The sequence below is a fragment of the Nonomuraea sp. NEAU-A123 genome (genome assembly GCF_018603905.1).
Taxonomy (GTDB): Bacteria; Actinomycetota; Actinomycetes; order Streptosporangiales; family Streptosporangiaceae; genus Nonomuraea.
Genome location: NZ_JAHFZZ010000053.1, coordinates 1 through 12,986 on the forward strand (window position 1 = coordinate 1; position 12,986 = coordinate 12,986).

Here is a 12,986-nt window from a genome sequence, read left to right on the forward strand (position 1 = left end):
GCAGCACCGCGAGCAGGACGAACCGCGCCAACCGTGGTGACTCGATCCGCGCCGGGGGCTCGGCGATCGTGGTGGCGCGGTAGGCGCCGGCGGTCTCCCGCACCTCCGCCAAGGTCCGCCGGGCGAGCCCGATGCCCTCGCGGATGTCCTGCCGGGCCTCCACCGGCTCTTCCCGGACCGCTTTCCGCATCCGGAACGCGATCGCCCGCAGCTTCCCGCCCAGGACGTCCCGCAGCTCGCCGTCCAGCCGCAGGCGTTCCCTGACCAGCGCCAGCCGGGCCAGTTCGCCCCTGGTGTCGTGCAGCCGCCGCGCCGTCCCGACGAGCGCGGCCAGGCTGAACACGATGAGACCGTCGTCCGCCGTGGCGATCATGAACCAGATCGTGTCGTAGACCCCATGCCCGAGCAGCGCGGCCGCCGCGCCCGTGGCGGTCACGACAAGGACGAACAGCGACCACGCCGCCCGCGCCGGGAGCACGCACAGCACGCCGGCCGCCACCGTCCACGGCATCCAATCCCACGCCGGCCCGACCACGAGGAAAGGCAGTAGATAGAGCAGCACCAATGCCGACAGAAGCCCATACCGGACGGCCGGGCGCCAGCGCCGCGCCAGGATCGCGATCAGCGGCGGATACGACGTCATCGTCAGCAGCAACGCGAGCGGAGCGGCGTCGCGCCACACCCCGCTCATCGTACGGATGAAGAACAGGATGCCGAACGACGCCCACAACATGCCACCGGCGAGCCGCAGCGGGAGGTCGTCAGCGGTCCGCGCCACTCAGCTCTCCCGATGAACCATGCAAAATGCATACCCGCCTGGTTGCAGGGACACTATCGGCGCTTTCCCGGCCACTGTCACCCTTTTGGGGGATCACCTATGTGATGTTGCGGACATCCGTTCACCATGACCGAGGTCATGGCCGTACGAAAGCAGGGAAGTCCGATGGGCCAGGCCGGCAACGCGCTGCTCGCGGGAGCAGATCCCGTACAGGTCGCCGACGAGCTCGACAGCCTGTTCTGTCACCATATGATCGCGGCCTACGGGCAGGTACTGGAACACACCAAGGGCGATGAGCTGACCCGGGTCGTGCTGCTCAAGCTGCTGCGTTTCGAGGTGGCCCGCGAAAGCGACCTGGAAGGCGCGGGCGCGCGCTGATGGAACCCCCCAAGATTTTGCCGATCGCGTCGATGGTAACGGTCGAGTTCGGCGGGCACGCACTGCTGCGCTTCATCACCACCGATCGCGAGAAGCTGGGCGAGTTTCGCGAGCGCTCTTTCCGGCCGGCCACGCGCACCCCCGGGTACTCCTGGTGCTGACCTTGATGTATCTGCTCTACCTGCCGCGCGCCAGATTCTCCAATGGCCTGGAGTGGCTGTTCGGCATGGCGACGCTCGTTGGTGTGCTTGCCCAATCGGGCGGCTTCCTCGTCCATATGGTCGTCGGCGAGGACGGCAATCGCTCGGTCGGCACGATCGGCTGACTCGCGGCGGGGCACTGCTCATCGCGGCCGCGCTCGTCGGCTTGCCGTTGGACATCCGTACCGCATGGCCGCCGCGGACGGCAGCTTGCCGATCGTCACCAGTATTCGGCTCCTCTCGCAGTGAAGGGTGAACAAGGATGCATGTGGTTCCCGGGCTCAAGGTGTTGTACTTCGGCACGCCGGTCGTACTGATCAGTTCACGGAACGAGGACGGCACCACCAATCTCGCCCCGATGTCCTCGGCGTGGTGGCTCGACCAGTCCTGCATGCTCGGTCTCGGCAGCAGCGGTCAGACGACCGCGAATCTGCTGCGGGAACGCGAGTGCGTTCTCAACCTGCCGTCGGCGTCGATGGTGGACGCCGTTGACAGGATCGCGCTCACCACCGGCAAGTCGACGGTTCCACCCTTGAAAGTCCAGCAGGGGTATCGGTATGAGCCCGCCAAGTTCGCACTCGCAGGGCTGACTGAACAGGCTTCTGACCTGGTCGGACCGCCCCGGGCCGCGGAGTGCCCCATCCAGTTGGAGTGCAGGGTCGTTGCGGTGCACCCCCTCGCCAGTGCCGCCAAAGTCAACGCCTTCGAGGTGGAGGTGCTCCGGGCCCACGTCGAGGAGGACCTGGTCATCCCGGGCACGCACTATGTGGACCCGCTCCGGTGGGACCCGCTGATCATGAAATTCACCGAGTTCTTCGGCGGCGGGCAGAACGTGCACTCGTCGCGACTCGCCGAAGGCTGGGACATGCCGCACCAACTTTCACGGGTCGGCACGGGTCAGACCGGCAACGCGCTGCTCTCGCAAGCAGATCCCGTACAGGTCGCTGACGAGCTCGACAGTCTGTCGCGTTTCGAGGCGGCCCGCGAAAGCGACCTGGGCACACGCTGATGGAACCCACCGAGATTTTGCCGATCATCGCGATCGTGTCGCTGGTCACGGTCGAGTTCGGCGGGCACGCGCTGCTGCGCTTCATCACCACCGATCACGAGAAGCTGGGCGGGTTTCGCGAGCGGTTCTTCCGTGCCGGCCACGCGCACGCCGGGGTGTTGCTGCTGCTGTCCCTGGTCTACCTGCTCTACCTGCCCCGCGCCGGCTTCTCCGCCGGTCTGGAATGGCTGGCGGGTGGGGTGCTGCTGGTGGGGGTGCTGGCGCAATCGGGTGGGTTCTTCCTGCATCTGGCCGTCGGCGAGCAGGGTGCCCGCTCGTCCGGCACGATGCTCACGCGAGTCGGGGGCCTGCTCCTCGCCGTCGCGCTGATCACCCTGGCCGTCGGCCTCGCCGGTGCCGCATAGCGCTTCTTACCCCGCAAGCTGATGACCTGATGGGAGACATGATGATCTTGGTGACCGGTGCCACCGGCAATATCGGATCGCCGCTGGTGGCCGCTCTGGCCCAGGCCGGGCAGCGGGTGCGCGCGCTGGTACGCGACCCGCGGGCCGTCACACTGCCACCCGGCTCCGAGCGCGCCGCGCGGGAGCCGGGTGTGCCCTGGACGTTCCTGCGGCCCAGGGCGTTCATGTCCAACGCGCTGCGCTGGCTGCCGCAGCTTCGGACCGGCGACCTGGTGCGCGTACCGTTCGCCGGGGTGGCGGCCGCCGCCATCGACCCCGCCGACATCGCGGCCGTCGCGGCCCTGGCGCTGACGAGTGATGGGCATGAGGGCCGGATCTACGAGCTGACCGGCCCGGACTCGCTGCTGCCCGCCGACCAGATCGCCGTGCTGGCCAAGGTGCTGCGCAGGGACCTGCGCTGCGAGGGGCTGCCGGACGAGGAGGCTCGGGCTCAGATGGAGGCGAGCATGCCGGTCGAGTACGTCGACGCCTTCTTCAGCTTCTACGTCGACGGCACGCTCGACGAGTCGCAGGTCCTGCCGACCGTGCAGGAGGTGACCGGACACCCGCCCCGCACCTTCGAACAGTGGGCGGAGACACACGCCGACGCCTTCCACTGACCTCGGCCAGACAGACGAATACGGGTCGAAAGGAGCGGTCATGGAGGCGGAGAGCCGTGACGCGAGGCCGTCGGCACCGCTCATGTCGGCGATCGTGACGGAGCATTTCGTGCTGCAATCGGCGGCCGGCACCACGGTCAGCGAGGCGCTCGGGCGTTCGTCGCTGTATCTGTCGGCGTTGTCCAGCAGTCTGATCGCGTTGGGGTTCGCCTCGCAGACGCCCGGTCTGTTGCTGCCGTTCGCCGCCGCGGCGTTGCCGACGGTCTTTGTGCTGGGCGTGTTCACCACGGCACGGCTCGTCGACACCGGGGTGCAGAACGTGGCGTACCTGAGCAGCATCGCGCGCATCCGCGGCTACTACCGCGAGCTCGACCCTGAGGCGGCGCGCTACTTCGCCAGTTGGGGCGCGGGTGAAGGGGAGACCGACGATGCGCTCGGGTCGCTGGCGGTCAAAGCGGGCCCGATGGCCGGGCTCTTCACCGCCGCCAGCATGATCGCCATCATCAACGGCGTCCTGGCCGGCGTCTGCCTCGCCCTGCTGACCTACTACCTCATAACGGACCACCACCTGCTGGTCGCCCTGGCCGTTGGACTCCTCGCCGCCGCTGCCAGTCTGACCGTGTTCTTCCGTTACCAGCACCGCCGCTACGTGAGTGTCCAGCGCTGAGCAACACTCACAGGACAGGATGACGATGAACACGACACGCGCCGCCATCATTGACGGTTACGGCCCGCCGAAAGCGCTGAGAATCGGCCGGGTCCCCCTGCCGGAGCCTGGCCAGGGCGAGGTCCAGGTAGGCGTCCACGCGGCCGGGATCAATGCCATCGACTGGCAGACCCGCGCCGACCGCGGCGTGCCACTGAGCGGATTCCCCGCCGTACTGGGCTGGGACATCTCCGGCACGGTCACTCATACCGGCCCCGGCGTCACCACGATGAAGGCCGGAGACCAGGTGTTCGGCATGCCGAACTTCCCCGGCCTCGCGGGAGGATACGCGGACCACGTGACAGCGTCGGCGGACTCGCTGGCCATCAAGCCCGAGGGCGTCACGCACCACAGTGCGGCGGGCACGCCGATGGCCGCGCTGACCGCGTGGCAGGCGCTGTTCGACCTCGGCGGTCTCTCCTCCGGCCAGCGGGTCCTGATCCAGGGAGCCGCCGGCGGCGTGGGCCACATCGCGGTGCAGCTGGCCGCGAACGCCGGAGCCGAGGTCATCGGCACCGCCTCCACCGGCAACCATGCCTTCGTCGAAGGGCTCGGCGCCCACGAGGTCCTCGACTACTCGGCCGCACCGGTGGAGAAGGCCGTCCACGACGTTGACGTGGTCGTCGATCCGAGGGGTGGCCAGGAGGCGTTGCGGCTGCTCGACGTCCTGCGTCCGGGCGGCATCCTGGTCACGCTGAAGGGCGACGACGCGCGGCTGACGGAGGCCGCGCGGGCACGGGGGCTGAGGGTCGGCTTCGTCTACGTCGCACCCGATGGCGCCGGCCTGGCGAACCTCGCCGCGCTGATGGCCGAGGGGCGCCTGCGCATCGCCGTGGAGAACGTGCTCCCCCTGGACAAGGCCGCCGACGCGCACATGATCGGGGAAACCGGGCACGTGCGCGGTCGTCTGGTGCTCGACACACTCTGGGGGCGAGGGTGAGGTCTGGTACGGCGAGCAACAGGTCCGCCACCCAGCGTACCCTTTTCAGGGAAAGTGGCTCGTAATCATGTCGGCATGCGGCGACGCTGTTGAGCCGCAGCACGATGGGTGTCACACAGGCAGCCACACTGTCACCAAGATCGCACCTTGGCCGTCATGTTGGGCCGTAGGCGTTTATCTATCTCAGGTAACTCGCGTGCCGCAATCTTCCTGACGCAGGGGTGATCTTCCAAGGACCGGGGTGCCGGGAGATCACCTCCCGCACGACTTTCAGCCCGATCCCGGATCTGCGCGCGCCGCGCACCACGAAGAAGCTGTTCAGCACGCGCGCCGGGCCGGACCGTGCGCGCACGAACGCGAACCCGACAGGCTGGTCCCCGCTGGTGAACAGGTAGGCCGCCCAGTCGTCGTCCTCGAACGCCGAGCGTAGCCGGTCGCTGTGATAGGTGCCGTCTGGGCTGGGCAGTCCGCCCTGGAACTCCGCCATGTCGTGGCGGAACATGAGCCAGAGCCGTTCGACGATGAGGCGGTCTGCGGCGGAGGAACTCGGCTACGCGGCCTCAGACCACCACCCGGTCGCTTGCCGGCGGATTCGGTTTGACGACGCCCTGACCCCTGAGCAGGACGGCTCCCGCCAGCGCGAGCCCGATGGCCATCAGCACGAGCAGGGTGCTAAAGCTCTCCGGCTTCACGGGCACGCTGCGCATGGCCAGGTGGAAGCCCCAGTGCACGCCGGCTCCCCCTCTACCGCGCCCCAGCCGACCACGACAACGCCCAAAATCCCCGGTAGACCGCAGGATCACCCCCAATCTTGCGGTCTACCGAAGCTATTGGAGTTCCAGGCTCATAGGGTGTGCAGGTCGAGGGCGTCGGCCATCGCCTGGTAGCCGGCCGGGTTGGGGTGGAGGTGGTCTCCGCTGTCGAAGGCCGGGCGGATTCGATCGGGGTCGGCGGGGTCGGCGACGGCACGCTCGAAGTCCACGGCCGCGTCGAATTCGCCGCTGGTGCGGATCCACGCGTTGACCTCGTCGCGGATCCGCTCGACCTCGTCGGAGTGGTAGGCGTACCCCTTGGTCGGCAGGAGGGTGCCGCCGATGATCCGGACGCCGCGGGCGTGGGCGGCGCGTATGAGCTGCCGGTAGCCGCTGATCAGGTCGTCGGCGCCGACCTTGGTCACGGGTGTGGTGCAGGGCGTGGGCTCCTGCAGGCCCAGGAGGATGTCGTTGATGCCTTCCAGCACGATCACCGTCTTGACGCGGGGCTGGTCGAGCACGTCCCAGCGGAACCGTGCCAGTCCCCGCTCGCCCAGGCACGCCGAGTCGGTGAGCAGGCGGTTGCCGGCGATGCCGAGGTTGAGTACCGGCCGCTGGCCGTCCAGCCGGCGGGCCAGCGCGTCCGGGTAGCGGTTGTCGGCGTCCTGGGTGGCGCCGTATCCGTCGGTGATGGAGTCGCCGAAGGTCGCCACCGCGGGCCCACTGCCGTGTACGTCGACTCCGGACAGGTAGAACCAGGAGCTGTTGGTCTCGGTGAAGGCGGCCCCGCCGAGGTCGCGGGTGTGGTCGCCGGTGGCCCGGTAGGAGGTGGTCTGGGCGAGGTTGTGGTAGGTGGCGGGACCGGTGGTGCCCTGGAAGTACAGCGTCACCGTCAGCCGTTCCCCGGCCTTGACCGCGAGCCGGACGGGATCGCTGGCGGCCTGCCGGCCGGTGGGGAGGTTCACGGAGGTGGCGTGCGCGAAGGTCAGCGGCCGGAGGGTGCCCGCCTGCACGGCCGCACCCGCGCCGGCCTTGGCCACGCTCGCTCCGGTGAGCCGAAGAGGGCTGCCGTAGGAGTTGGAGAGCCGGATCTGGAGCGCGGAGCCTCCCGTGGTGACCCGGACCACCTGGCGGACAGAGTGGTTGGCGAAGCCCTTTTCCGCCCAGGTGGGATACCAGACGTCGGGCGACGGCTGCTGGACGGCGGTCGCCCAGGCCGGCGTCCACCTGCCGGTCTCCGCGTCGGCGGACGCCGGTGCTGTCATCAGGGCCGCGATCAGCGCGGCGGCGGTCGCGATTTTCAACACGTCGGTGCTCTTTTCAGTCCAGAACCGGGAAGTTGGCGCGGAAGATGCCATAGGGGTCGCGGTGGCGCTTGATCTCGCGCAGCCGGGCCAGGGCGTCGGCGGGGAAGGCTTGGGCAGCGTTCTCCGCCGGTGCGAGGAAGGTGTATGGCTTGCGGCCGCTGACCGCCTGGCCCAGCGCCTCGACCAGGGCGCTCTGCTTGGCCTGCACCGCATCGACCAGGTGGGGCAGCCGCAGGCCGAGCAGGTAGAGCATGTACGGTTCGGCCAGCGCGCCGCCCGCGCCGCCGGCGGGATCGGTCTCGGCCAGCGCCCCGCTCAGATGCCGGACCTGGAGGTTGAGCAGCGGCGCGAGCTCCGAGCCGCTGAGCGTCTCCAGCGTCGCCTCATCCAGGCCGGTCAGCAGCTCGGTGCGGGCCAGCATCGGGCTGGGCTCGACCGGCTCGGCCGCGATCGTGCCCAGGTCGGCGACGTCCATCAGTCCACGGCTGTCGGACAGGCTCCCACCGAGCTCCTCCAGCGGAGCCAGCAGAGCCTTGGCCTCGGCCTGGTCGCCAAGGTAGGTCACGTCCATGGTGACCATCGGCGGCACGGGTGGCGGCGGGGCCATCCGGTTGACCCACACCGACAGCTCGCGCGGCGCGGCCGCAGTGATCTGACGGAAGGCGTCGAACACCTCGGCGGCGCGGGCCGCCGGCCAGACGATCCGTCCGCCGTACAGGCTGGGCGCCGGGTACAGCGCCAGCTCGATCGAGGTGATCAGCCCATAGTCGCCGCCGCCGCCGCGCAGCGCCCAGAACAGCTCGGCATCGGACTCGGCGGTGACCCGAACCTGCTCGCCGCCGGCGTCGACGACCTCGAAGGCGCGTACCGAGTCGGCGGCCCAGCCGTAGCTGCGGCCGAACCATGAGATCCCGCCGCCGGCGACGAAGCCGGCCACTGTCACCACCGGGCTGCTGCCGGCCGGCCCGGTGAGGCCGTGCTTGCCGGTCTCGGCCAGCACCCGGCCCCAACGCGCTCCGGCGCCGACCCGGGCGATGCGCGCCTGCGCGTCGACCTCCACCCAGTCCAGGCGGCCGGTGCGTAGCAGGATCACGCCCTGCACGTCACCCGAGGCGCCATGGCCCGACGGCTGGGCGGTGACCGTCAGCCCGGCTTCGCGGGCGTAGCGCACCAGCGCCGCCACATCCTCGGCGTTCGCCGCCTCCGCTACGGCGGCCACCGGCTGGTGGACGCCGACCGCCCACGGGCGGGCCGCCTCGTCGAACCCGTCCTCGCCGGGAAGCAGGACGCGCCCCCGGACGGTATTACGCAGATCCATATCCGTTGTCTCCTTCGGGGACTACCAGGGAAGAGGGCCTTCGTGCTGGACGAAGGTGGCGGTGGGGCCGTCGGCGTCCAGCACCGCCATGGCCACGATCGGCGCGGCGCCTTCTTCGGGGGTCTTGATGCCTTCGTTGTGGTTGATGTCGGTCTTGACCCAGCCCGGATCGACCGTGTTGACCTTGATCGGGGTGTCCCACAGTTCTTTGGCGTAGGACACGGTGATCATGTTCAGGGCGGCCTTGGACGAGCAGTAGACCAGGTTGAGCATCGGCCACAGCGGGTGGTCCTGGTCCAGCGTGCGCCCGATCGAGCCCCGCTCGCTGGAGACGTTCACGATGCGTCCGGCCGGCGAGCGGCGGAGCAGCGGCAGCATCGCGTTGGTGACCTCGATGACGCCGAACACGTTCGTCTCGTAGACCTGGCGGGCCTCCTCGGTCGTGCTCTGGCTGGGCGGCCCGTCCGGGAAGGTGATCCCGGCGTTGTTGACCAGGATGTCGAGCCTGCCGTACTCCTGTTCGATCCACGTGGCCGCGGCTCGGATCCCGGCCGCATCGGTGACGTCGAGTCGCACGTGCGGCAGGCCGAGCCGCTCGGCCGCGGCGCGCCCCCGCTCCTCGTCGCGGGCACCGATGATCGCGGTGATGCCCCGGTCGCCGAGCTGGCGTGCGATCTCGAAACCGATGCCCTTGTTCGCGCCCGTGACGAGGGCGGTTGTCACCATGCCGCGCCCGCGATCTGCCGGGTGGTGGCGTTCAGCCGGTTCCACAGGTTGACGGAGGAGATGGTCATGATCAGCGCGGCCAGCTCGGTCTCGGAGTAGTGGTCGGCGACCTCGTCCCACACTTCGTCGCTGATCTGGCCGCCGTCGGCGAGCCGGGTGACCTCCTCGGCCAGTGCCAGCGCGGCGCGCTCGGCCTCGGTGAAGTACGGCGCCTCGCGCCACGCCGCCACGGCGAACAGCCGCTCGTCGCTCTCGCCCGCCTTGCGCAGGTCCTTGGCGTGCACGTCGACGCAGACGCTGCAGCCGTTGATCTGGCTGGCCCGAAGCAGCACCAGATCCGCCGTGATCTTGGGCAGTCCGGCCTGATCGATGGCCTTGGCCAGGTCCATGAGCGCTTTCATCGCGCCGGGCAGAGCCATGGCGGGGTTCTTCATGCGTGCTTGCATGGTCAGTCTCCTTAGAGGGTTCTGATCGTCGTCACCTGTGTGACGGAGGCGAGCGGGGTGAGGTAACCGCCGCGCCGTACGACCAGCATCACGGGGGCGATCAATACATCCGCGATGCATCGACGATGCGATGATCCGCCGCGGCTATAGACTCCTGCGCATGCTCGGCGGGAATGTGCGCTTTGCGATCCTGGGTGCGGTGGAGGTGTCGGCCGAGGGCCGCGAGCTTCCCTCTCTCGCCCCGCGTCACCGCGCTTTCCTGGGATACCTGCTGCTACATTCCGGGACGGTACTGAGCGTCGAGCGGCTGATCGAGGCGATGTGGGGGCCGACGCCGCCGGACACTGCCCGAGCACAGGTGCACGCCGCGCTGACCGCGATGCGGCGCACGCTGCGCGCGGCGGACGCGGCCCACCTCGTACAGACCCGGTCGGCCGGATACCTGATCACTCCGGCGGCGGGGCAGCTCGACCTGCAGGAGTTCGCCACGCTCGTGGCCGAAGCGCAGTCCGAGCCGGCCCCGGCCGTACAGACGCTGCGCCAAGCGCTCGCCCTGTGGCGCGGGCCAGCCTTCGCCGGCGTCCAGGCCCATTTCGCCGAGAGCGCCAGGGCGCGGCTGGAGGATCGGCGGCTGGCCGCGGTCGAACGACTGGTGGAGCTCGAACTCGCCGCCGGAAGGCACGCCGAGCTTATTGATCAGCTAGCCGCCGAGCTGGCCGCGCATCCCTTGCGTGAACGGCTGGCCGGCCAGCTGATGCTGGCCCTGCATCGCGCCGGGCGCCAGGCGGACGCGCTGGCCGTCGGTCGTGACTACCGCCGCAGACTGGCCGATGAGCAGGGACTGGACCCGGGCCACGGCTTCCTGGCCATCGAGGAGACCGTCCTGCGCGGCGAGCCGCCCGCGGCCACCCCGATCCGGTCCGCGCGGGCCGAGCCGCCCGCGGCCGCCCTGATCCGGCCCGCACAGGCCGGGCCGCCTGACGCCGCCACGGCCAGGCCGGTGGCGGCCTTTTTGCCCTACGACGTCGCCGACTTCGCCGGCCGCTCCGTCCAGGTGGAGGAGCTGTGCGGGCCCGCCTCCCAGACGGTGACGATCTCCGTGATCGACGGCATGGCCGGCATCGGCAAGACGGCACTGGCCGTCCATGCCGCGCACCGCCTCGCCGGACGCTACCCTGACGGTCAGCTCTTCATCGACCTGCACGCCCACACGGCGGGCCAGCGGCCGCTTGAGCCCGCCGAAGCGCTGGAGGTGCTGCTGCGGCAGCTCGGTGTGGCGACCGAGCGCATCCCCGCGTCCATGACCGAAAGGGCTGCGTTGTGGCGAGCCGAGCTGGCCGGCCGCCGGGTGCTGCTGGTGCTGGACAACGCCGCCGACGCCGCCCAAATCCGGCCCTTGCTGCCGGGCGCTTCGAACAGCCTGGTGCTCATCACCAGCCGCCAGCGGCTCACCGACCTGGACGGCGCTCGGGCCGTGTCCATGGACGTGCTGCCCTTACCCGACGCCGTCGCGCTCTTCACCGGCATCGTGGGCGAGCGCGCGGTGGCCGAGTCCGAGGCGGTCGCGGAGGTCCTGCTGCTGTGCGGGTTCTTGCCGCTGGCCGTACGCATCGCCGCCACTCGCCTGCGGCACCGCCCCCGCTGGAGCGTGGCCCATCTGGCCGAACGCCTGCGTGACGAGCGCCGCAGGCTCACCGAGCTGGCCAGGTCGGAACGCGGCGTGGCGGCGGCGTTCACCCTGTCGTACCGCCAGCTCACCGTCGAGCAGCAGCAGGTGTTCCGCCTGCTAGGGCTGCATCCCGGCCGCGACATCGAACCCCACGCGGCCGCCGCGCTCGCCGATCTCCCCGTGGAGCGCACCGAGGACCTGCTGGAGGACCTGCTGGACGCGCATATGCTCCAGCAGCGCGCCTTCGGCCGCTACGTCTTCCACGACCTGCTCCGCCAGTACGCCGCGCAGCTCGCGGCCGAGCAAGAGCCGCCGCAGGCCGGGGAGGCGGCGATGACCCGGCTGCTCGGCCACCAGCTGACCACGGCGTCGGACGCCATGGACCTGCTCTATCCCGACAGCGCCCACCGGCGGCCGCGCATCGAGCGATCCGCGTGCCCGCCGGTGCCTGTCCACGACGCGCCGCGGGCGCTGGCCTGGCTGGAAGCCGAACGCGCCAACCTCGTCCTGGCCGCCGATCGCGACCTGACGCACACCGGCCTGCTGGCCACCACGCTGTTCCGCTATCTCTACGACCACGCCCACCACGACGATGCTCTCGCCCTGTACGGCAAGGCACTGCACGCCGCCCGATGCCGCGAGGATCTGGCCGGTGAAGGGCGGGCCCTGACCGATCTCGGCTGGGTGCATCAGGTGCAGGGAAGTCATGACGTCGCCCGTGAGCACTTCGACCGGGCTCTGGCCGCCTGCGGTACGGCTGAAGACCTACGCGGTCAGGCCCGGGCGCTGGTCGGCCTGGGCAGGGTGGGCACGGACGAAGGCGACCACGAGCGGGCCAAGGAGGCGAACCTGCGCGCTCTCGAGTTGTTCCGCGACATCGGCGACCGGTTCGGCGAGGCTGTGACGCTGGACTACCTCGGCATCGCCCACGAGCGGCTCGGCCAGTACGCACAGGCGGCCGACCTGCATCGCCAGGCGCTGGAGCTGTCCCGAGAGATCGGCAGTCGAGGCGGCGAGGCCGACGCCCTGGACAACCTCGGGGTGGCCTGCACCCGGCTGGGCCGGCACGCCGAGGCCCGCGACCACCACGAGCAGGCGCTGGAGCTGTATCGGCACTTCGGCTACCGGCGAGGCGAGGCCAAGGCCCTCAATAGCCTGGCCGAGATCGCAGCGACCATGGGCGACCCCGGCAAAGCCGTACACCTGCACACCACCGCCCTCGACCTGGCCGTGGAGCTGAGCAACCGGAGCGAGGAACGGCGGGCCCGCGAAGCCCTCGCACGGCTCCTCCCCACGCCGGAGACGTGCGTTCCGTTCTGAATGCCTGTGTGCGACCGCCGATGACCGTCACCGACCCCCTCTCCCAGGCCATCCTCAGCCGCGCCGCGCGAGGCCCTACTCCCCAGGAACTGACCATGGCCCCTGCGGACTTCACCCGCAGACCTCGAACCGATCGGACGCCGCTTCCCTCTGGTCGTCCGCCCCTGCCCCACCTGCCCGCCTCTCAGGGAACGGGTCGGCGAGGTCAGCCGCCTCGCCCCCGACGCCCGCAGGAGCTCCGCGAAAATCGGGTGTTGGGATCAGGCGCGGTGGCGGCCTCTGCGTGATCCTCCGTGGGTCGTGCGCGGCTGGGGATGCACCGGGGCGAAGGCTTGCGTTCGTGGGGCCACGAGCAGGTCGCCATCCCCGGCTCG

The 12,986-nt window shown here is 70.1% G+C and carries 16 protein-coding genes; 9 read left to right on the forward strand and 7 right to left on the reverse strand.

Translation table 11 applies throughout. The features are described from left to right. Positions 1–778: histidine kinase dimerization/phosphoacceptor domain-containing protein (locus KLK06_RS58995; RefSeq protein ID WP_214644677.1), on the reverse strand; the 778-nt coding region annotated here is incomplete at its 3' end. A gap of 126 nt (positions 779–904) precedes the next feature. On the opposite strand from KLK06_RS58995, the gene KLK06_RS59000 reads away from it, so the two are divergent. The 8 genes from KLK06_RS59000 (at position 905) to KLK06_RS59035 (ending at position 5,074) form a co-directional block, all read left to right on the forward strand. Further along, positions 905–1,156 carry a hypothetical protein gene (locus KLK06_RS59000; RefSeq protein WP_214644678.1) on the forward strand — a complete coding sequence of 84 codons (252 nt, stop codon included), beginning with the start codon at positions 905–907 and terminating at the stop codon, positions 1,154–1,156. Further along, a complete protein-coding gene (locus tag KLK06_RS59005) occupies positions 1,156–1,317 on the forward strand; it encodes a hypothetical protein (RefSeq protein WP_214644679.1) in 162 nt (53 codons plus the stop codon). Before KLK06_RS59000 ends, KLK06_RS59005 begins: the two co-directional genes overlap by 1 nt. Beyond that, positions 1,311–1,481: a hypothetical protein gene (locus tag KLK06_RS59010; RefSeq protein WP_214644680.1), complete on the forward strand. Its 171-nt coding sequence runs from the start codon at positions 1,311–1,313 to the stop codon at positions 1,479–1,481. The genes KLK06_RS59005 and KLK06_RS59010 overlap by 7 nt, the downstream gene beginning before the upstream one ends. A 137-nt stretch (positions 1,482–1,618) precedes the next feature. Further along, positions 1,619–2,365 (forward strand): flavin reductase family protein, encoded by a 747-nt coding sequence (locus tag KLK06_RS59015; protein ID WP_214644681.1) that lies wholly within the window; start codon positions 1,619–1,621, stop codon positions 2,363–2,365. Beyond that, entirely contained in the window at positions 2,365–2,769 is a 405-nt protein-coding gene (locus KLK06_RS59020) for a hypothetical protein (protein ID WP_214644682.1), read from the forward strand. The genes KLK06_RS59015 and KLK06_RS59020 overlap by 1 nt, the downstream gene beginning before the upstream one ends. 38 nt (positions 2,770–2,807) lie before the next feature. After that, entirely contained in the window at positions 2,808–3,428 is a 621-nt protein-coding gene (locus KLK06_RS59025) for an NmrA family NAD(P)-binding protein (protein ID WP_214644683.1), read from the forward strand. Positions 3,429–3,468: 40 nt separating this feature from the next. Continuing rightward, positions 3,469–4,095 carry a hypothetical protein gene (locus KLK06_RS59030; RefSeq protein ID WP_214644684.1) on the forward strand — a complete coding sequence of 209 codons (627 nt, stop codon included), beginning with the start codon at positions 3,469–3,471 and terminating at the stop codon, positions 4,093–4,095. A gap of 25 nt (positions 4,096–4,120) precedes the next feature. Then, positions 4,121–5,074 (forward strand): NADP-dependent oxidoreductase, encoded by a 954-nt coding sequence (locus KLK06_RS59035; RefSeq protein ID WP_250907733.1) that lies wholly within the window; start codon positions 4,121–4,123, stop codon positions 5,072–5,074. A gap of 178 nt (positions 5,075–5,252) precedes the next feature. On the opposite strand, the gene KLK06_RS59040 is transcribed toward KLK06_RS59035, so the two are convergent. From KLK06_RS59040 to KLK06_RS59065, 6 genes are all read right to left on the reverse strand, one after another. Next, the gene (locus KLK06_RS59040; protein WP_214644686.1) at positions 5,253–5,576 is read right to left on the reverse strand and encodes a GNAT family N-acetyltransferase; all 324 of its coding nucleotides are present in this window, start codon (positions 5,574–5,576) and stop codon (positions 5,253–5,255) included. A gap of 58 nt (positions 5,577–5,634) precedes the next feature. Beyond that, complete coding sequence (locus KLK06_RS59045; RefSeq protein ID WP_214644687.1) at positions 5,635–5,805, reverse strand: hypothetical protein; 171 nt, start codon at positions 5,803–5,805, stop codon at positions 5,635–5,637. A gap of 113 nt (positions 5,806–5,918) precedes the next feature. Beyond that, positions 5,919–7,133 (reverse strand): SGNH/GDSL hydrolase family protein, encoded by a 1,215-nt coding sequence (locus tag KLK06_RS59050; RefSeq protein ID WP_308169065.1) that lies wholly within the window; start codon positions 7,131–7,133, stop codon positions 5,919–5,921. Between the two features lie 13 nt (positions 7,134–7,146). Further along, on the reverse strand, positions 7,147–8,451 hold the full coding sequence (locus KLK06_RS59055) for an FAD-binding oxidoreductase (RefSeq protein ID WP_214644688.1): 1,305 nt from the start codon (positions 8,449–8,451) through the stop codon (positions 7,147–7,149). A gap of 21 nt (positions 8,452–8,472) precedes the next feature. Further along, entirely contained in the window at positions 8,473–9,177 is a 705-nt protein-coding gene (locus KLK06_RS59060) for an SDR family oxidoreductase (RefSeq protein WP_214644689.1), read from the reverse strand. After that, positions 9,171–9,623 carry a carboxymuconolactone decarboxylase family protein gene (locus tag KLK06_RS59065; protein ID WP_214644690.1) on the reverse strand — a complete coding sequence of 151 codons (453 nt, stop codon included), beginning with the start codon at positions 9,621–9,623 and terminating at the stop codon, positions 9,171–9,173. Before KLK06_RS59065 ends, KLK06_RS59060 begins: the two co-directional genes overlap by 7 nt. A 160-nt stretch (positions 9,624–9,783) precedes the next feature. Here KLK06_RS59065 and KLK06_RS59070 point away from each other — a divergent pair, with 160 nt between their 5' ends. Beyond that, positions 9,784–12,612: a BTAD domain-containing putative transcriptional regulator gene (locus KLK06_RS59070; RefSeq protein WP_214644691.1), complete on the forward strand. Its 2,829-nt coding sequence runs from the start codon at positions 9,784–9,786 to the stop codon at positions 12,610–12,612. Positions 12,613–12,986 lie beyond the last annotated feature (374 nt).